Origin of the sequence: Amycolatopsis sp. NPDC059021 (genome assembly GCF_042739895.1) — a bacterium.
GTDB lineage: Bacteria > Actinomycetota > Actinomycetes > Mycobacteriales > Pseudonocardiaceae > Amycolatopsis.
Genome location: NZ_JBHYIQ010000007.1, coordinates 144542 through 164332 on the forward strand (window position 1 = coordinate 144542; position 19791 = coordinate 164332).

The following is a 19791-nucleotide window of genomic DNA, read 5'->3' on the forward strand; positions in this document are numbered from 1 at the left end:
ACGCCGTCGGCGCCGCCTTGACCAAGATCCGCAAGTGAGCTGATGGGGACTTACCGCGCGTGTCATGCGCTGAAAGTCCCCTTCGTCGCGTCCGGTGAGAGGAAAGTCCCCTTCAGCTCAGGCCGAGGTCGTCCTTGCCGAGGACGTAGCGGTATTCGAGGCCTTCCTTCTCGACGGCCTCACGCGCGCCGGTGTCCCGGTCGACGACGGTCGCCACCCCGACGACGGTCGCGCCCGCCTCGCGCAGCGCCTCGACGGCGGTGAGCACGCTGCCGCCGGTCGTGGAGGTGTCCTCGACGGCCAGCACCCGCTGGCCACGCACCTCGACGCCTTCGACGCGGCGCTGCATGCCGTGCTCCTTGACGGCCTTGCGGACGACGAACGCGTCGAGCACGACGTCGTCGTTCGCGGCCGAATGCAGCATCGCCAGCGCGACCGGGTCGGCGCCCAGCGTCAGGCCGCCCGCCGCGACGAAGTCCCAGTCGGCGGTGAGCTGCCGCAGCAGCTTGCCGATCAGCGGGGCGGCGGCGTGGTGCAGGGTCGCCCGGCGCAGATCGACGTAGTAGTCGGCTTCCTTGCCGGACGCCAGGGTCACTTTTCCGTGCACTACGGCCAGTTCGGTGACCAGTCTGGCCAGTTCGAGTTTCGCTGCCTTGTCCAACGCGGGAATCGCCACGGCCGAGAGTCTTACACACGCCGGAGCGTGGCCCGGCCGTCACTCACCGATGGCCGTGGCCTCGGCCGGACGGCCGCGCGTGGCGAACCAGGCCGGGACGAACGTCGCGGCCAGTGCCAGCGCGGCGGCCAGCCCGATCACCACGAGGTAGATCGACACCGGACCGGACGGCACCAGCGAATCGCTCGCCACCAGGCAGAACGGCACGATCGAGCCGGCCGCGACGATGCTCCCGAGCACGATCCCGATGAGCGCGGTCAGCCCGCCCTCGATGCCCGCCATGCGCAGCACCTGCGCCCTGGTGAACCCGGACAGCCGCTGCAGGCCGAACTCGCGGCGCCGCCGCATGGTCGCCATCACGAGCGTGTTCACGACGGAGATCACGGTGTAGGCCATGATCATCCCGACGAGCAGGTAGTTGATCCACGCGCCGACCTCGTTGCCCTTCGCGTGCGCGGCGATCAGCGCGTCGCGGTCGCCGACCCGCACTGGGAAACCCGCGGTCGCTTCCCGCAAGCGCGTGGTCAGCGTGGTCGTGTCGACGCCGGGATCGGCGCGGACAAGCAACTGCGGCGCAAGGCCCGCGGTGGTGTGCGGAGCGACCAGTTCCGCGGGTAGCACGAAGTTCTCGAAGCCCGGCCGCTGCGTCAGCAGGGCCACGATCCGGACGTCGGCGCGGGCGCCGTCGCCCAGCCGCAACGTCATGCTGTCGCCGACACCCCGGCCGAGGTCCGCGGCGAGCTTCGCGGGCACCGCGACGGTGTTGCCCGACAACGCGTCGAGGCTGCCCGCCGTCACTTGCGCCGCGGTGGTCTGCGCGGCGCCCTTCGCGGTCAGTCCGACGACCGGCCAGCCCTCGTCGTGCTGCCCGGACTCGTACGGCTTCTCGACGTACACCGAACTCGTCACGTACTCCGAAGCGCCCGCCACACCGGGGACTTGCTGGACACGCCGCACCAGCTCCGGCGCGACGCCGCCGGGGCCGCTGACGACGGCGTCGGCACGCAGATCCTCGGTGAACGCCTGGTTCGACACGGCTTCCTGCGTGGTCTGCAGGTAGATGTTGGCGGTGGCGATGCCGACCGCGAGCATGATCGGGGTGACCGCGCCGGACACGCGCAGCGCGCCGACGCGGGTGTTGCGCAGCGCCATCCAGCCGTTGACACCGCTGAGCAGCTTCACCGGCGCGTGCAGCAGCGCGGCCGTCACCTTCGTGACGCCGGGGCTGATCATCGCCACCCCGATCGCCCACAACATCACCGCCGGACCGGCCGTGCTCGCCGCCACCGGACCGCTCATCACGGCCACGGTGACGATCGCCAGCGCGGTACCGCCCGCGAAGCACAACGCGCCGAGGATGACGCGCATCGGCGTGACCCACCTGGTCTTCACGGCCGACTCGGCGAGCGCCTCGGTCGGCCGGATCCGGCCCGCCCGGTACCCGGCGACGACCGACGCGAGCACCACCGCCAGCAATGCCGCGCCCGACGCCACGACAGCGGGCAGCCAGCCCTGGTGGAACGCCACCACGGACGGCACGACGTCGTTCGCCACGAGTTGCTCGAACAACTGCCCGCCGGCGAGCGGGCCGAGCACCGCGGCGAGCGCGGTGGCCAGCAGGCCGACGACCAGTGCCTCGCCGAGCACCATCCGCCGCAGCTGACGCGGTGTCGTGCCGATGGCACGCAACAAGGCGAGTTCGCGCTGCCGCTGCTGGGTGGACAGCGCCAACGTGCTCGCGACGACGAAGATAGCGACCGTCACCGACAATCCGCCGGTCACCGCGGAAAGCACGATCAGCTTCTCGCCGCTCGCGTTCGCCTCGGGGAACTCGATCTGGCCGCGGTCGACACCGGTCAGCACCACCGCGTTCGCGTTCCGGACGACGTCGTTGACGCGCGCTGCCACGGCATCGATGTCACCGGTCGCGAACACACCGATCGCGTCGGCACGGCCAGGATGTCCGGAAAGCCGTTCGGCGTCGGTAGGCGCGAAGAACAACGCGGACTGCGTCATCGCACGCGGCGCCGCGGCGATCCCGGCGACCCGGTATCCGCTCGCGCTGCCGTGCGCGGCGATGTCGACACGGTCCCCAATGGACAGTCCCGCGTTGCGTGCCAGACCGGCGTCGAGGACGACCTCGCCGGGTGCGGGCGCATTGCCGGATGTCAGCGCGTACGGGGTGAGCGCGGCGGAATTCCAAGCGTGGCCAAGGACATCGGCCGCCTTGGCGACTGTGACAGGAAAGGAGACCTCGCCGACCGCACCGGTCACGCCGGGGACGGATCGGACGCGGTCGACGAGCCCAGCGTCGAGCCGGACGCGCTCCGGCAGCGTGCCGGTCCGGGTCTTCAGGTCCTTGCCTTTGGTGGCGTCGTACTCGGCGGGGTCCTCACGGGCGATGTCGATGCTCTGCTGCCCGCCGATGACGATCGGCGCGCCAGCGAGACGTTGCGGCTGCGCCTCCGAGCGGATCCCGGTCTCCATCAGCCCGGCACACGCGGAAACCAGCACCGCGCCGAAGAACACCGCGACGAACGTCGCGAGAAAACCACCCTTACGCAGGCGGAGCGTGCGAACTGCGATCCGCAGCATCAGACCTCCACCGCCGCCCAGGCGCCCAGGTGCGTCATGCGCTCGGCAACGGCGTCCGCGGTCGGCCTCGTCAGTTCGCCGGCGATCCGGCCGTCCGCAAGGAAAATCACGCGGTCGGCGTAGGACGCGGCGACCGGGTCGTGCGTCACCATGATCACCGTCTGGTCGCTGGCCTGAACGGATTCCCTCAGCAGCGCAAGGACTTCCGCGGCCGTTCGGGTGTCGAGCGCACCGGTCGGCTCGTCGGCGAACACCACCGCGGGATCGGTGACGAGCGCGCGGGCGATCGCGACCCGCTGCTGCTGACCGCCGGAAAGCTGACCGGGCAAGTGCCTGCGCCGCTCGGCGAGCCCGACGCGCTCCAGGATGTGAGTCACCAGCCTGCGGTCCGGGCGGCGGCCCGCGAGTTGCTGCGGCAGCACGACATTCTGCTCGACCGTGAGCGCCGGGAGCAGGTTGAACGCCTGGAAGACGAACCCGACGCGGTCGCGGCGCAGCTTCGTCAGCCGCGTCTCGCTGAGCCTGCCGAGGTCCTGGCCGTCGAGCGTCACCGTGCCGGAGGTCGGCCGGTCGAGCCCCGCGGCACAGTGCAGGAACGTGCTCTTGCCCGAGCCCGAAGGCCCCATGACCGCGGTGAATTCACCACGCGGGAAGGCGAGGCTGACCCCGCCGAGCGCGACGACACCATTGCCGTAGTCCTTGCGGACGGCCTCCAGCCGCACCGCGTCGCCCGCCTCGTTCCACCCAGTTCTCATGGCTGAAACGCTAGAGACCGCGGTGGGGTTTGACCCTGGTGCCAGCGCGCCTTCGCGGGGTAGGGACGTCCCTACCTCAGGTACGTCCCTTGCCGCCGAAACCGCCGCTGACCCGGCGCAGCACCGCACGCGGCAACAGCCCGCCGATCGCGACGAGGGCCTTGTACTGCAGGCTCGGCACCGAGATCACCTTGCCGCGCCGCAGGTCGGCGAGTGCCTCCGTGACGACCTGCTCGACGTCGAGCCAGAACGCCTTCGGCCCCGGCTTGCCGATCCCGGCACGCTCGTGGAACTCGGTGTTCGTGAAGCCGGGGCACAACGCGATCATGCGTACCCCTGGCGGCAGCGACGCCGCGATACCCTCGGTGAACGACGTGACCCAGTTCTTGCTCGCGGTGTACGTCGAGCCGCGGCCACTGAAGAACCCGGCGACGCTGCTGACGTTGATCACATCCCCGTGGCCGCGCTCGATCATCCCGGGCAGCACGGCCCTGGTCAGCCTGAGCACGGCCGTGACGTTGACGTCGAGCTGGCGTTGCAGCGCGTCCGGCGGAATGGTCCAGAAATCCCCGTTGAGCCCGAACCCGGCGTTGTTGACGAGCAGGTCGACCGGCCCCGTCAGCCGCTCCTCGACCTTCGCCCGTCCGTCCACTTCGGACAGATCGGCGGGCAGGACCTCGACGTTCACGCCGTAGTGTTCGGTGATTTCCCCGGCGAACGCGGTGAGGCGCTCGGCGTCGCGGGCGACGAGCACCAGGTCGTATTTCTCGGCGGCGAGCGTGCGCGCGAACTGCGCGCCGATGCCGGCGGTGGCTCCGGTGATCATGGCGATGGTGGTCATGTGGGTGAACATACCCCCAGGTCAGGCCATAAGGTGCGGGCTTCGGCGTGGCGTCGTATGGTCCGCGCATGGGTAAGCACACCAAGCGGAAAGCGCCCTATCTGCCCAAGGTCGCTGCCGGTGCCGCACCACTCGCTCTCCTGTTCGCAGCCCCGGCCACCACCGCGCTCGTCGCCCCCGCCGAGGCCGCAACCCTTCCCCTCGATCTCCTGCCGTTTCCGCTGGACCACCAGCACGACGGCAGCGTCACCCGCGACCTGAAGTCGAATTCCGACGCCGGGACTTCGGCGTCCCACGGCTCGGTCGACGTCGTCCGCCATGACGTGTACCGCAAGCAGATCGGCGCCGCGAGCATCGTCTCGGACGTCCGGCACGCTGCGGGTAGCAGTCACGAAGACCGCGACACGACCGTCGCCGACCCTCGCGGCGCGCCCGGCACGTCGCGGACTACCGACGACAGCCAGGGCTTCCGGCAGGCCCAGGCCCATACGGCGCGACTCGGCGGACTCGTGACGTCGACGGGCAACGACCAATGGCTGCGCAAAACGGAAACCCGCGCCGGTGACCTTTCGCTCGATCCCGCCGCCGGTGTCGCACGGACGCACGAAGCGGATCGCCGGTTACTCGGCGCCGGCGAGTCCAGCCGCCATGGCGTCTGGCTCCCGGAAAAAACCGATCTCCTGACAGAAAACGCCGAGCAGCTCGACTCCGGCCTCGCGCGTTCGGCCACGCTCGACGCGGGCCCCGCCGGTGAAGGCCGGTTCGCCGGCGACCTCGGCGGCAGTCTCGACGGCGCCCGTTCGTCCGGCCAGGCCGTCGATTTCGGGGATGTCGCGGCGTTCGGCACGACGTCGGCGCAGCACGGGCACGGCCAGTTCAGCGGCACACTGACCGCCGCGAAGTCCGGCACGCTGTCGCAACGCCTCGCCGGAATCACCGACGGCACCTACGAACAGACACACGTGTTCGGCGGCAATGCCGGGCCGGTGTCGGGCAACGTCAGCGCCACCCAGACGGCGAATCTCGCCAACCGGGCCTCGACCGACGAGACCCCGCCCCGCGTCGACAGCGGCCTGGCCGACTCGATCAGCGGTGACCTCGGCGTCGAACACGTCGTGCGGGTGCAGGGCGGGACGACGACGTCGGTGCGTGGCGTGCTGCCGGATCAACCGCACGCGACGCGGACCCAGTCGCTGAACGTCGGCGTCGCCGATCAACCGCCGGTCGACCTCTCACCGCCCGCATTGACCCTCTAGCCCGCTTCACACCGCTGGGCGCCAAGCGCCCAATGAAGTTTCTCAGTAAGGGGTGGGCGTGCGGCTTCGCTGGGGGCGTTCTCTCGAGGTGGTCGGGTGACGCTGGTGGCTGGCAGGGCGGGTTTGTGATGGTGCCCGGTGTCTCGAACGCTCCGTTGGGGACGGTGAACGTCCCGAACGGCGCGTTCAGGGCAAGAGACCCGGCACTGGAGTGTCGCGAAGGGGACATTGACGGCGTCGGACGTCCCCCATGTGCCCTTCACGACATCTGCTGACCAGCGCGAAGCCCGCAACAGCCGTCGCCCGTGCCGAAAGCAACCGACCGCTACCGAGAAAACCTCGATGTGGCATTCGGTGCTTGAGCCGCGGCAGATTGTCGAGCCGCGGCGTCAGGAGCCGGGGCGGTCCTCCGGCGAGCGTGGTTCGGGGGTCTGGAACTGCCGGGTCGCCGCCGGGGGCACCGAGGCCGGGGCCTGCTGCTGCGGCTGCGAGGGGACCGCCGGCTGCTGGCCGGTGTCACCGGGCTGCCAGTGACGGCCGCCGGAGTTGTCGTAGGCCTCCTCGTCGAACGGATCGACGATGTCGGCGATCTCCCCGAGGTCACGCAGCAGCCGCTCCAGCCGCGACGGGCCCGCGTTCGGCACGACGCTGGCGAGCACCCACTCGTTCTCCAGCCACGCCACGCCGACGTCGCCGCCGAGCTGGTCCGCGGCATCGACGAGGTCCTGGGTGATGACCTGGCGGGCGCCCTCGGCATCGTCGGCGAACGCGTAGCGCTGGCCGATCGGGCCGAGCATCTCGGGCATGTCCGCGCGCTGGAACGGCACGCTGGACAGCCACATCTCTATCGGGATCCGGTGGACCTTGTTGCAGCGCACCGCCACCACGACCGCCGGGATCTGCCCCTCGGACTCGATGTCGAAGATGAACACCGGTCGGCGGCCGTCGGAGGTGAAGGTCGAGCCCGCCACGACGTTGACCGCGGCGTCCGCGCCGAAGTAGCCGATCGCACCGCCGGACCACTGCCGCGGCAACCGCTCGTCCTCCTCGACGAACTGCCAGCCGCGCAGCTGGGCCCAGCGCATCCGCTCCCGGTTGCGCGAGCCCTCCTTCGCCCGGTCGGCGGCGAGCAGCCCCAGACCCGCCATCAACGCGACGGCGGCGATGACGAACCAGATCCACGTAGGAATACCCACGAAGGTCAGGGTATCGCCCTCGGCCCGCGAGAGATGATCGCCCGCGCCGTGTCGCACCGCCCCTTTCGAGCCAATCGGCCTCCGCCGGCGCTCCGGAGCGCCGGGCGCACTGCTCCATCCGGCTGAAAACGGGACGGCAGCTCCGGGCCCGCGGGAGGTGGTGACAACGCTGTCAGCGTCTTGGCGTGAGGTGGTGTCCTGAACGACGCCTCTCGGTGCAGTGCCCGCGCGAGTTCCGTGAAGGACTCCTTACCGGCGCTGGATGCCGGTAAGGAGTCCTTCACGGCACGACACCCCAGCACACCGGCGTGAGTGCGGTGCGGGAGCCCTTCACGGACCAATCGAACGGAGTGCGTCAGACCTTGCTGACGGTCAGCGCGTCGGACGCTTCCATGTCCGGCAGGTCGACACGCACGGTGTCGCCGTCCCGGATCTCGCCGGAGAGCAGCTTCCTGGCCAGCTGGTCACCGATCGCCGACTGCACCAGCCGCCGCAGCGGCCGCGCACCGTAGATCGGGTCGAAACCGTTGAGCGCCAGCCATTCGCGGGCCCCGTCGGTGACCTCCAGATGCAGCCGCCGCTGCGCCAGGCGCGACGCCAGCCGCGCGATCTGGATGTCCACAATGGACGTCAGTTGCTCGGTGCCGAGCGCGTGGAACACGACGATGTCGTCCAGCCGGTTCAGGAACTCCGGCTTGAACTGCCGCTGCACCACCGAAAGCACGGCGTCCCGCCGCTGCCGCTCGTCGAGCGACGCGTCGGCGATGGCCTGCGAGCCGAGGTTCGAGGTCAGCACGAGGATCGTGTTGCGGAAGTCCACCGTGCGGCCCTGGCCGTCGGTCAGCCTGCCGTCGTCGAGCACCTGCAGCAGCACGTCGAACACGTCCGGGTGCGCCTTCTCGACCTCGTCGAGCAGAACCACCGAGTACGGACGGCGGCGGACGGACTCGGTCAGCTGCCCGCCCTGGTCGTAGCCGACGTACCCGGGCGGCGCGCCGACGAGCCGGGCCACCGAGTGCTTCTCGGCGTACTCGCTCATGTCGATCCGCAGCATCGCGCGCTCGTCGTCGAACAGGAACTCCGCCAGCGCCTTCGCCAGCTCGGTCTTGCCGACGCCGGTCGGGCCGAGGAACAGGAACGAACCGGTCGGCCGGTCGGGGTCGGCGACCCCGGCGCGGGCACGGCGCACCGCGTCCGACACCGCTTTCACGGCCTCTTCCTGACCGATCACCCGGTGGCCGAGCTCCTCCTCCATGCGCAGGAGCTTGCCCGTCTCGCCCTCCAGCAGCCGCCCGGCCGGGATGCCGGTCCACGCGCTGACGACATCGGCGACGTCGTCCGCGCCGACCTCCTCTTTAAGCATGACGTTCTGCTGACTGACCTCGCTCGCGGCCGTCGCGGCCTCGAACTCCTTCTCCAGCGCGGGAATCCGGCCGTACCGCAGCTCGGCGGCCTTGCCGAGGTCGCCGTCGCGCTCGGCCCGCTCCGACTCGCCGCGCAGCTGTTCCAGCTGCTCCTTCAGCTCACGGACCTTCTCGATCGAGCCCTTCTCGTTCTGCCAGCGCGCGGTCAGCGCCGTCAACGTCTCGCGTTTCTCGGCCAGCTCGGCACGCAACGCGGCGAGCCGCTCACGGGAGGCGGCATCGTCCTCTTTGGACAGTGCCATCTCCTCGATCTCCATCCGCCGCACGGCGCGCTCGACCTCGTCGATCTCCACCGGCCGCGAGTCGATCTCCATGCGCAGCTTCGACGCCGCCTCGTCCACGAGGTCGATCGCCTTGTCCGGCAGGAACCGCGCGGTGATGTAGCGGTCGGACAGCGTCGCGGCCGACACCAGCGCGGCGTCGGTGATCCGGACACCGTGGTGCACCTCGTACCGCTCCTTGAGGCCACGCAGGATGCCGATGGTGTCCTCGACCGACGGCTCGCCGACGAGCACCTGCTGGAACCGCCGCTCCAGCGCGGGGTCCTTCTCGATGTGCTCGCGGTATTCGTCCAGTGTGGTCGCGCCGACCATCCGGAGCTCGCCCCGTGCGAGCATCGGCTTGATCATGTTCCCGGCGTCCATCGCGCCCTCGCCGGTCGCCCCGGCGCCGACGATGGTGTGCAGCTCGTCGATGAACGTGATGACCTCGCCCGCGGAGTCGGTGATCTCCTTGAGCACGGCCTTCAGCCGCTCCTCGAACTCACCGCGGTACTTCGCGCCGGCGACCATCGAACCGAGGTCCAGCGCCACGACCCGCTTGCCACGCAACGACTCCGGCACGTCACCGGCGACGATGCGCTGCGCGAGCCCTTCGACGATGGCCGTCTTGCCGACGCCCGGTTCGCCGATCAGCACCGGGTTGTTCTTGGTACGCCGCGAAAGCACCTGCACGACGCGGCGGATCTCGGTGTCCCGGCCGATCACCGGGTCGAGTTCGCCCGCGCGGGCCCGCGCGGTCAGGTCGACGCCGTACTTCTCCAGCGCCTTGAACGTGCCTTCCGGGTCCGGGCTGGTGATCCGCGCGGAACCGCGGACCTTGGCGAACGCCTCGCGCAGCGCGTCCGGCGTCGCACCGTGACGGCGCAGCAGGTCGGCGACCTGCGCGCCCTCGGTGGCCAGCCCGACGAGCAGGTGCTCCGTCGAGACGTACTCGTCGCCGAGTTCGGTCGCGAGCTGCTGCGCGCGGGACAGCGACTTGACGGCGGGCGCGTCGAACTGCGGGGTCGACACCGTCGCCCCGGTCGCCGAAGGCAGCGCGCCGATGATCGGTTCGAGCTCCTTGTGCACCTGCTCCGGGTCGGCCCCGACCGCGGTCAGCAGCGGCGCGGTGAGCCCTTCACCCTGCGCGAGCAGGGCGCCGAGCAGGTGTGCCGCCGAAACGTGCGGGTTGCCTGCCATCGTGGCCGCCTGCGCCGCGGAGGAAATCGCCTGCTGGGTCTTCGTGGTCGGGTTGAAAGCGTCCATCCCTCACCTCGTGCTCGGGTACTGCTTCTTGCGTAGTCTGGTCAAAAGTCCTGGTCACCGCAGATCGCGATGCCTCTCGACAGGTATAACGTCAGGAAACTTGAGTCTGTTCCGCTCAACTCTGAATTGGTTGTACGGCGTGCGCGGGCAACCGGGGGCCGAGCCTGCCGAGCCCGGCGACGGCGAGGCAGGCGCAGATCCCGACCAGCACCCAGGGTAACCACACCGCGACGGAAAAGAGCGCGACGATGGCCGGGGCCAGCACCTGGGCGACGGTGAACGCGTACTGGAACGCGGCCAGGTAGCGGCCCTTGGCCTCGGGCGGCGCCGCGGCCTCGGCCAGCGCCCCGGACCGCGGTCCGAACACGAGATCGCCCGCCGCGAACACCAGCGTCGCCGCCAGCAGGTACGGCACCTCCCAGCCTGAGGGCAGGAGCAGGACACCGAGACTGACGACGCACCAAGCGGCGAACAACGCCGAACCGAGCCGCATCGCCGCGATCCGGCTCAGGCAGCGGGTCAGGCGCAGTGCGTACGTCCCGCCGACGCTGGTCAGCACGGTCAGCAGGGCGAGGATGGCGCCCGGCAGCCAGACCGGCCCGCGCAGCTGTTCGAGCACGAACACCGGCGTGCCCACGAGGAAGAAGTCCAGCGACAGCCCGAACAACCCGCTGAACACGATCAACGCCAGGTAGGGCCGGTTCCGGCAGACCCGCGCGGACATCCGCCGCCGGGTGCACCGCGGCGGGCTCGTGCGTACGAACGCCGCCAGGATCAACGCCGCGATGCCGAAACTGACGGCGTCGGCGGCGACCACGATCCGGTACCCACCCTGCTCGATGCCGGTGAGCAGCCCGGCCGCGGCCACCCCGCCCAGGCCGAACGCGCCCGCCCGCACCATCCCGGCCTCGGCGAACGGCCGGTCCTTCGGCACGTCACCGGCGACCTGCGCGATCAGCGCGTACAGCGAGCTGTAGAACAGCTGCTGACCCGTCGTGAGGAGCACGGCGGCGAGCACGACCATGCCGAAGCCGCCGGCGAACAGGTAGCACAGCAGCCCCGCGGACTGGACGAGCTGAGCGCCGACGACCACCGAGCGTGGCCCGATCCGGTCGACGAGCCGCCCGGCGACCGGCGGTACGAGAAGGCCGACGAGAGTGCCCGCCGTGACAGCCGTCCCGGCCACCGCGAGCGGCAGTTCGACCACCCGTGTCACATAGACGAGCGCCAGGGGGAGGAAAAGTCCCGAGCCGAAATTGTCGATACCCAGCGCGCACAGCAGCGCCGCCCGGCCACCTGTCACGCGCCAAACGCTACTGCCGGAAAACGTCTCGGAGGCAGGTCCGAAAGCCGCCTTTTTCCAGGGTAAATGACACTCCCGGTAGCACTTCACGTGCTACCGGGAATCCCTTTCGTGTTCAGCCCGCGCGGCGTGCTCCGACACGCGGGAGGAGTGCCAGTTCGACGTCGTACCGGGTCCGGCTCCCGGCCCCGACGGTGAACGCCCCGGCGAGCGGCCGGTGCCCCGGTGCGGCCACCGTGAGCGTGTAGGACCCCGGTGTCAGTCCCGAAATCCCGTACCAGCCGTCGCCACCCGCGTGCGTGGAGTCGACGACCGTGCCCTGACGATCCGTCACGGTCACCACCGCGCCCGCGACCGCCGCGTGCCTGCCCGCGGTGCGGACCCTGCCACCGAGCCCGCCGGTGCGTTCCAGCAGGAAGTCGTGCCGCAGCGGGATTTCGTCGAGCCGCACGGTCGAAACCTGCGGCCGGATCGCGCCCGAGGTCGCGAGCAGTACGTGATCGCCGGGGCCCGGCGCCGTCAGCCGGTACTCGCCACCGGGACCGGTGTGCCCGAGGTCGACCTGGCGTCCGGACGCGTCGGTGAGAGTGAGGACGACGCCCTCCATCGGCCGCCCGTTCGCCCCGAACACCCGGCCGTGCAGATGCGAAACCGAAATCGCGACCGAGGTGCCCAGTGGTGTCTCCTCGACAACTTCGTCGACGACCACCGTCTCGACGTCCAGCGAACGTCGCAGCGGGACCTCCTTCATCAGCAACACGGCGACGAGCGTGACCACCGCGACGCAGCCGGCGATGAAGAAGACGTTGCCGATCGCGTCGCCGTACGCGGTGTGCACGACGTCCCGCATCGGCGCGGACAGCGACTTGATGTCGAGCGTGCCTCCGCCCTTCGCCGCCCCCGCCGGGATGCCCAGCTTCGTCAGCGACTCCGCGATGTTCGTGGAGACGTGCGAGGTGAGCACCGCGCCGAGCGCGGAGACCCCGGCCGCACCGCCGAGCGAGCGGAAGAACGTGACCACCGACGAGGCCGACCCCATGTCCTTCATCCCGACGCCGTTCTGCACGACCAGCACCAGGTTCTGCATGAGCAGCCCGACCCCGACGCCGACCAGCGCGAGATAGCCGCCCATGAGCGTCAGGTTCGTGGCGTGGTCGATCGTCGCGAGCAGGAACAGCCCGGCGACGAGCAGGATCGCGCCCGGCACCATGAACTGCTTCGTCCGGCCGGTGCGCGAGATGATCTGCCCCGCGACCGTCGAGGACACCGCCAGCCCGAGCAGCATCGGCATGGTCATGAGTCCCGCGTGCGTCGGCGTGAATCCGCGCGCGAGCTGGTAGTACTGGCCGAGGAAGACCGAGGCGCCGAACATCCCGGTGCCGACCGCGAGCGAACCCAGCACGGCGAGGGTGAACGTCCGGTTCCGGAACAGCCGCAGCGGGACCACCGGCTCGGCGGCCCGCGTCTCGGCGAACACCGCCAGCCCCAGCGCGAGCACCGCGCCTCCGACGTAAGCCAGCGTCGACCACGAAACCCAGGCGAAGTTCTTGCCCGCCAGCGAAATCCACACCAGCAGCAGGGCGACGCCGCCGACGAGCAGGGTCGCGCCGAACCAGTCGATCTTGACCTCGCGCTTGACCACCGGCAGCCGCAGTGTCCTGCCGAGCACGACGAACGCGATCACCGCGATCGGCACGCAGACCCAGAAGCACCAGCGCCAGCCGAGCGGCGAGTCGACGATCAGGCCGCCGACCAGCGGGCCCGCGACGGTCGCGACGGCGATCACCGCGCCGATGTAGCCGGAGTAGCGGCCGCGTTCCCTTGGCGGGATCATCGCGGCGATGACGATCTGGACCAGCGCCTGGAGGCCGCCGAGCCCGATGCCCTGCAGCGCGCGGTAGGCGATCAGCTCCGGCATCGACTGCGCGATGCCGCCGAGGACCGAGCCGATCGTGAAGATCGCGATCGCCAGCTGGTAGAGCAGTTTCTTGCTGAAGAGGTCGGCGAGTTTGCCCCAGATCGGCGTCGTCGCGGTCGAGGTGAGCAGCATCGCGGTGACGACCCACGTGTACTCGCCCTGCGTGCCGTGCAGGTCGGCGAGGATCGTCGGCAGCGCGTTGGACACGATCGTCGACGACAACATCGCCACCAGCAACGCCAGCAGCAGTCCGGAAAAGGCCTTCATGATCCGCCGGTGGGACATCTCCTGCCCACCGGCCTGCGAATCGGTCGTGCTCACTCCTTGCTCACTTTCTCCTTCTCCGCCGCGGCGAAACAGCCTCCGGGAGCACCGAGCGTCGTCCGCAGGGCGTCGTTCAGCTCCGCAAGGCCGGTGGTGAGGGTGGTGATCCGCTCCTCGTCCCACTCGTCCAGCGCGTTCTTCATGAATTCGAGGTAGGTGGCCCGCCAGCCCGCCAGCTCGGCGTGACCGCGTTCGGAGACGCTGATGAGCGTCGCGCGGCCGTCGTCGGGGGCGGGGCGCCGGTCGATCAGCCCGGCCTCGCGCAGCTGCGCGACCTGCCTGCTGATCACCGAGAGGTCGACGAACCGGCGTTTCGCCAGTTCGGACGGCCGCGCCTCACCGACCTTCGAGAGGTCCGAGAGGAGCATGACGGCGGCGGGGTGCAGGTTGGGCTGGGTCTTCCAGGCCTGGATGATCCAGGCGTGCTGGATCAGGGCGGCGGCCCTGAGCTCGCGCACCAGGTCCAGCCGGACGTCCTCGCCCTCGGTCGTGCTGCCCATCGGCGTCTCCCTACGCTCACTTGGTTGCGCCATACAACTATATCTCCAGAAGGTTGCGTAGCACAACTATCGACCCGGTGAGCTGCCCCACGTCCGTGTCCCGGCGATACACCCGTCCGGAGCAACGATGCAGGCAAAGAGCCGCTTGGCGGCTACTCTGCGGACGAGCCACGAACCGCGATCGGTGTGGCCCGGTTCAATCGAAGAGGTGGCGTAGTGGTCGATTCCTCCGGAGGTCCCTTGGCGTTCGAGTACGGCGAGAATTGCCGTCTTCACCCCCGGGCAGTTCGTGAATAATCGCCGCCCCGCTCACCCGCACTCCCGACCAGTGAATACCTGCCCATGACAGCCGACTCGGTCAGCCCGCTCCCGCGCTCCTCCACCCCCCGGGAGGCCCCGCCAGCCGTCACCGCGATGGTGCGGCTCATCCGGGACACCTGGGAGAAGTCCGAACCGTTCATCCCGGAGATCTCGCAGTTCTTCTACGGGATGCTCTTCACGCTCGCGCCTGCCACCCGCGACTTCTTCCCGATCAACATGGAGGTCCAGCGCGGCAGGCTGGTGCGCGCGCTGGTGCACATCGTGCAGATGGTGGACCGGCCGGACGACCTCGTGCCGTTCCTGCGCCAGCTCGGCCGTGACCACCGCAAGTTCGGCGTCATCCCGCGGCACTACGAGGCGGTCGGCACCGCACTGCTCGCTTCGCTCAAGAACCATCTCGGTCCGGAGTGGACCCCGGAGGTCGAGCGCGCCTGGGCCGAGGCGTTCACCATCGTCGCGCGCGCGATGCAGGAGGCGGCCGCGGCCGACGCGAACCCGGCGTCGTGGCACGCCACCGTGCTCGAACACCGGCGGCTCACCTGGGATCTCGCGCTGGTGCGGGTCATGCCCGAGCACCCGGTGCCCTATCTGCCAGGGCAGTACATGAGCGTCGAGGTGCCGCAACGGCCACGGCTGTGGCGCTACCTGTCCCCGGCGAACGCGCCGCGCGAGGACGGCGGCATCGAGTTCCACGTCCGCGCCGTCGACGGCGGCTGGGTCTCCCGCACGATCGTCAGCCACACCCAGCCCGGCGACGTCTGGCGGCTGGGACCACCACTGGGCAGGCTCGCGGTCGACCGGGAAAGCGGGCGCCCCGTGGTGATGGTCGCGGGCGGCACCGGCGTCGCGCCGCTGCGGTCCATTCTCGACCACCTCGCGTTGTGGGGTGAGAACCCGAAGGTGCGGCTGTTCTACGGCGGACCGACCCGCGACTCCCTCTACGACCTCGACGAGCTTCGCGCGCTTTCCTCGACCAACCCGTGGCTGACCATCACGCCGGTGGTCGAACGCGGCGACGACGCGCCGGGCTGCGAGCAGGGCACGCTCGCCGAGGCCGTCACCCGCTACGGCGCGTGGGAGGGCCACGACATCCTGGTCGCGGGGTCGCCCGCGATGATCCGCGCGACCGTGTCGCGGATGCTCGTCGCCGGGAGCGCGCTGGACCAGATCCAGTACGACCCGTTCACCATCGACTGAGTTCGCACCGCACGCAATTCGCCGGTTCTTACCCGGTGAAAACCTTGTCGTGCCAACAAAAAACCTCGAAAGATCGTTTTCACTCAGCGGCATTCGGGGTTGACGAGGCGTGTCGAAATTGCTCCGTTCGAGCGGAAGTACGCCAATTCCGCGTCTTTTCCGGGGAATGGGCATAGGGTCGGGAAAGCTCGGGGGCGGGCACCGCGGATGCGATGCGTTGGATCGCAGGAATGCCTGTCAGAACTGGAGATACCCGTTCCCGATGATTGAGCCGATGACGTATGCCCGAACACCTCTGCCACCGGTTCCGGCAGCCGAAAGCCAGCGGATGGCAAGACTCGTCCGCGACAGTTTCGCCGCGGTCGAGCCGAAAGCCGACGAAGTAGCACGGTACTTCTACGGTGCGCTGTTCACGATCGCGCCGGAGACCAGGGCGCTGTTCCCGATCACCATGACCGTCCAGCGCGACAGACTGCTGCGGGCGCTGGTCTACATCGTCCAGATGGTCGACCGCCCGGACGAGCTGATCACCTTCCTGCGCCAACTGGGCCGCGACCACCGCAAGTTCGGCGTGCTGGAACGTCACTACGACGCCGTCGGGACCGCGCTCATCGCCGCGTTGAAACGTTTCCTCAAAGACCGCTGGACCGCCGAGATCGAGGCCGCGTGGACCACGGCGTACGGGTTGATCGCGAAGACCATGAGGGAGGCCGCCGCCGCCGAAACGGGACCGCCGTGGTGGGCCGCGACGGTGATCGAACACCGCAGAATCACCCGCGACATCGCACTGGTGCGAGCGCGGACCGCCGAGCCGTTGCCCTATCAGGCCGGCGGCTACGTGAGCGTCGAAACCCCACACCGGCCACGGTTGTGGCGTTACCTTTCCCCGGCGACAGCGCCACGCAACGACGGCATCCTGACGTTCCACGTCCGCGCCGTCCCCGGCGGCTGGGTGAGCGGCGCGATCGTGCAGCGCACGCGACCCGGCGAGGTGTGGCGGATCGGACCGGCGATGGGCTCGCTGTCGGTCCAGCCGTCCGCCCGGCCACGACCGCTGCTGATGATCGGCGGCGGCACCGGCATCACCCCGATACTGTCCATTCTCGACGATCTTTCGCGCTGGAAGCACAACCCGCGGGTGCACCTGTTCTTCGGCGGCCGAAGACCAGAGGACCTGTACGCGCTGGGGGACCTGCGCAAGGTGGCGGCCACGGCGAAGTGGCTGACCGTGACCCCGGTGACCGAGACGGGCGCGGTGCCGGGTGGCGACCGGGGATCACTGGCCACCGCGGTGACCCAGCGCGGCGCGTGGAACACCCACGACATCCTGGTCTCCGGGTCGCCGCCGATGATCCGCGGCACGATCGCCCGGCTGCTGGCGGCGGGCACCGACCTCGAGCGGATCTCCTACGACCCGTTCACCCTGGACTGACGCCCGATCGACGGATTTCGGATACCGAGGGTATGGCGAAACCGGTGGTTTCGGCCTAAGGTTCGCGACATGGAGATCAGCGTCCCCGCACCGGGCGGCCCCATCGACGGTTACCTCGCCGAACCGGCGGGCGACGGCCCGCATCCCGCCGTCGTGATCATCCACGACGTGACGGGTCTTTCCCAGGACGCCAGGAACATCACCGACCGGTTCGCCGCGGAGGGCTACCTCGCGCTGAGCCCCAACCTGTACTCGCGCGGCGGCCTCGTCCGTTGCGTGAAAGGTGTTTTCCAGAACCTTTTCGCGCGGCAAGGACGCGCTTTCGAGGATATCGAGGCGTCGCGGCAACTGCTCGCCGCGAGAGCGGATTGCACCGGCAAGGTCGGCGTCGTGGGTTTCTGCATGGGCGGGGGATTCGCGCTGATCGCGGCGACCCGCGAATTCGACGCGTCGGCACCCTATTACGGAATGCTGCCGAAGGACCTCTCCGTCCTGGACGGCGCCTGCCCGGTCGTCGCGAGTTTCGGCAAGAAGGACGTCAGCCTGCGCGGTGCCGCCGCCAAGCTCGAGGCGAAACTGGCCGAAGCCGGGATTCCGCACGACGTCAAGGAATATCCGGACGCCGGGCACAGCTTCGCGAACCAGTTCCGGCTCGGCCCGCTCAACGCGTTGATCAAGGTGGCCGGGTTCGGCTACCACGAGCCCTCCAGCGAGGACGCTTGGCGCCGGGTGATCACGTTCTTCGGCGAGCACCTCGTCCGAACGGAGTGAGCCGTTCGGACCTGCGCGAACGGCCGTTCAGTGGCTCTTCGTTGACCACTGTATGCGTTTACTTCTATGGTCTAGACCACGTCTTCCGCCAAGAGACGGAAACGCTTCGCCCTCTGGAACAGAGCTGTTCGAGGAGCCGATATGACGTGGAAGCACAAACTCGGGGCGGCCGCGGCCGGTGCCGCACTCGCCCCGCTCATCGTGGTGGCCCTGCCGGCGACCATCGCCAGCGCGCACGGCTACGTCTCCTCGCCGCCGAGCAGGCAGGCGATGTGCGCACAGGGCAAGGTGCCGAACTGCGGCGACATCATCTATGAGCCCCAAAGCGTCGAAGGGCCGAAGGGCCTGCGCAGCTGCAGCGGCGGTGTCGGCCGGTTCTCCGAACTCGACGACGAATCCAAGCCGTGGCCGTCGACTTCGGTCGGCAACTCGGTGTCGTTCAACTGGGTGCTGACCGCACGGCACGCGACCAGCACCTGGGAGTACTACATCGGCGGCACGCGGCTCGCGGTGTTCGACGACCACGGCAGGCAGCCGGGCGCGACCGTGCAGCACACCGTGAGCATGGGCTCGTTCACCGGCAGGCAGAAGCTGCTCGCCATCTGGAACATCGCCGACACGGCCAACGCCTTCTACGCGTGCGTCGACCTGCAGATCGGCGGTGGCGGCCCGACGACACCGCCCACCACCCCACCGACCACCACCCCGACGACACCGCCGAGCACCACGCCCACGACGCCGCCCACCGGTGGCACGTGGACCGCGGGCACGGCGTATCAGCCGGGCGCCGAAGTGACCTACAACGGCGCGAAGTACAAATGCCTCCAGGCCCACACCGCGCTGCCCGGCTGGGAGCCGTCGAGCACGCCCGCGCTGTGGCAGAAACTGTGAGGTTCCGGCTTTTCCTGGGTTTGGCTGTCGCGCTTCTGGTGCTCACCGGATGTTCCGGGGGCGCGGCGGCCCCACCACCGGTACGCACGCCGTCGAGCGCGCCGGAGTTCAACGCCGCCGACGTGATGTTCCTGCAGATGATGATCCCGCATCACGAGCAGGGCGTGGAGATCGTCCGGCTGGCACGAGACCATCCGGTGCGCCCGGCGGTCGCCGAACTCGCCGCGGCGATCGAGGCGACACAACGGTCCGAGGCCGAGGACATGAAGGGCTGGTTGCGTGACTGGGGCCAGCCCGCCACGGCCGACGCGGGCGCGCACGCGGCACACGGTGGTATGCGGATGACCGACCCCGATCTGGTCGGCGCGCTGAAAACCGCTCCCGGCGCGGAATTCGAGCGCCGGTTCCTCGACATCCTCGCCGGGCACCAGCACAACGCCGTCGAAATGGCCCAGACCGAAACTTCGGCCGGCAAGAACCCCGCCGCCCGCGATCTGGCCCACCGCATCGTCGAGTCCCGCACCGCCGAGATCAAGCAACTCCTCGGCTACACCACCTGACACCCCCGCCCCACCACCAAGGCACCCCCCACCCGCCCTGGGGGGACGTCCCTGCAACATTCTATCGCCCGGCACCGACAAAACCCGGGCTTCGGCTGCACAGGGCACTGGTTGTCCACAACGGACGGTTCCCGTGGAAACGGCGCGGCACGGGAATCGTGTCCGTGGAGGCCACATTGAGGGACTCTGATTCCCTCAATGTGGCATTCGCGGACTCCGAGGCGCGCGAACGGTCCGTTCACGCGGAGGCGATGTCCCGAAAGACGCGGTAGTCGTACGCGTCAAGGAGGACATCAGGACCGCCT

General features: G+C 69.5%; 15 protein-coding genes. 6 read left to right on the plus strand and 9 right to left on the minus strand.

The genetic code is table 11. From position 1 onward, the window contains the following. Positions 1-112: 112 nt before the first annotated feature. From pyrE to ACFWX1_RS06280, 4 genes are all read right to left on the minus strand, one after another. Complete coding sequence (gene pyrE, locus ACFWX1_RS06265) at positions 113-676, minus strand: orotate phosphoribosyltransferase (protein ID WP_378384405.1); 564 nt, start codon at positions 674-676, stop codon at positions 113-115. 39 nt (positions 677-715) lie between these two features. Further along, positions 716-3271 (minus strand): ABC transporter permease, encoded by a 2556-nt coding sequence (locus tag ACFWX1_RS06270; protein WP_378384407.1) that lies wholly within the window; start codon positions 3269-3271, stop codon positions 716-718. Beyond that, positions 3271-4026, minus strand: coding sequence for an ABC transporter ATP-binding protein (locus ACFWX1_RS06275; RefSeq protein ID WP_378384409.1), 756 nt, complete (start codon positions 4024-4026; stop codon positions 3271-3273). The genes ACFWX1_RS06270 and ACFWX1_RS06275 overlap by 1 nt, the downstream gene beginning before the upstream one ends. Positions 4027-4102: 76 nt before the next feature. Continuing rightward, positions 4103-4867 (minus strand): SDR family NAD(P)-dependent oxidoreductase, encoded by a 765-nt coding sequence (locus ACFWX1_RS06280; protein ID WP_378384411.1) that lies wholly within the window; start codon positions 4865-4867, stop codon positions 4103-4105. 68 nt (positions 4868-4935) lie between these two features. Here ACFWX1_RS06280 and ACFWX1_RS06285 point away from each other — a divergent pair, with 68 nt between their 5' ends. After that, positions 4936-6123, plus strand: a complete 1188-nt coding sequence (locus ACFWX1_RS06285; RefSeq protein WP_378384413.1) for a hypothetical protein — start codon at positions 4936-4938, stop codon at positions 6121-6123. Positions 6124-6512: 389 nt separating this feature from the next. Here the strand turns inward: ACFWX1_RS06285 and ACFWX1_RS06290 are convergent, their stop codons facing one another. The 5 genes from ACFWX1_RS06290 to ACFWX1_RS06310 all read right to left on the minus strand — a co-directional run bounded on the left by ACFWX1_RS06290 (position 6513) and on the right by ACFWX1_RS06310 (position 14314). Beyond that, positions 6513-7319 carry a hypothetical protein gene (locus ACFWX1_RS06290; protein WP_378384415.1) on the minus strand — a complete coding sequence of 269 codons (807 nt, stop codon included), beginning with the start codon at positions 7317-7319 and terminating at the stop codon, positions 6513-6515. Positions 7320-7674: 355 nt separating this feature from the next. Next, positions 7675-10269 (minus strand): ATP-dependent chaperone ClpB, encoded by a 2595-nt coding sequence (gene clpB, locus ACFWX1_RS06295; RefSeq protein WP_378384417.1) that lies wholly within the window; start codon positions 10267-10269, stop codon positions 7675-7677. Between the two features lie 115 nt (positions 10270-10384). Next, positions 10385-11572 carry an MFS transporter gene (locus ACFWX1_RS06300; protein ID WP_378384419.1) on the minus strand — a complete coding sequence of 396 codons (1188 nt, stop codon included), beginning with the start codon at positions 11570-11572 and terminating at the stop codon, positions 10385-10387. A 115-nt stretch (positions 11573-11687) separates the two neighbouring features. After that, the gene (locus tag ACFWX1_RS06305) at positions 11688-13775 is read right to left on the minus strand and encodes an MFS transporter (protein WP_378384481.1); all 2088 of its coding nucleotides are present in this window, start codon (positions 13773-13775) and stop codon (positions 11688-11690) included. 32 nt (positions 13776-13807) lie between these two features. Next, positions 13808-14314, minus strand: a complete 507-nt coding sequence (locus ACFWX1_RS06310) for a MarR family winged helix-turn-helix transcriptional regulator (protein WP_378384421.1) — start codon at positions 14312-14314, stop codon at positions 13808-13810. 342 nt (positions 14315-14656) lie between these two features. On the opposite strand from ACFWX1_RS06310, the gene ACFWX1_RS06315 reads away from it, so the two are divergent. The 5 genes from ACFWX1_RS06315 (at position 14657) to ACFWX1_RS06335 (ending at position 19486) form a co-directional block, all read left to right on the plus strand. Continuing rightward, positions 14657-15832: a globin domain-containing protein gene (locus ACFWX1_RS06315; RefSeq protein WP_378384423.1), complete on the plus strand. Its 1176-nt coding sequence runs from the start codon at positions 14657-14659 to the stop codon at positions 15830-15832. A 328-nt stretch (positions 15833-16160) separates the two neighbouring features. Further along, a complete protein-coding gene (locus tag ACFWX1_RS06320; protein WP_378384425.1) occupies positions 16161-17264 on the plus strand; it encodes a globin domain-containing protein in 1104 nt (367 codons plus the stop codon). A 69-nt stretch (positions 17265-17333) separates the two neighbouring features. Further along, positions 17334-18035 (plus strand): dienelactone hydrolase family protein, encoded by a 702-nt coding sequence (locus ACFWX1_RS06325; RefSeq protein ID WP_378384427.1) that lies wholly within the window; start codon positions 17334-17336, stop codon positions 18033-18035. Between the two features lie 141 nt (positions 18036-18176). Further along, positions 18177-18926, plus strand: coding sequence for a lytic polysaccharide monooxygenase (locus tag ACFWX1_RS06330; protein WP_378384429.1), 750 nt, complete (start codon positions 18177-18179; stop codon positions 18924-18926). 20 nt (positions 18927-18946) lie between these two features. Continuing rightward, the gene (locus ACFWX1_RS06335; protein WP_378384431.1) at positions 18947-19486 is read left to right on the plus strand and encodes a DUF305 domain-containing protein; all 540 of its coding nucleotides are present in this window, start codon (positions 18947-18949) and stop codon (positions 19484-19486) included. Positions 19487-19791: the final 305 nt, after the last annotated feature.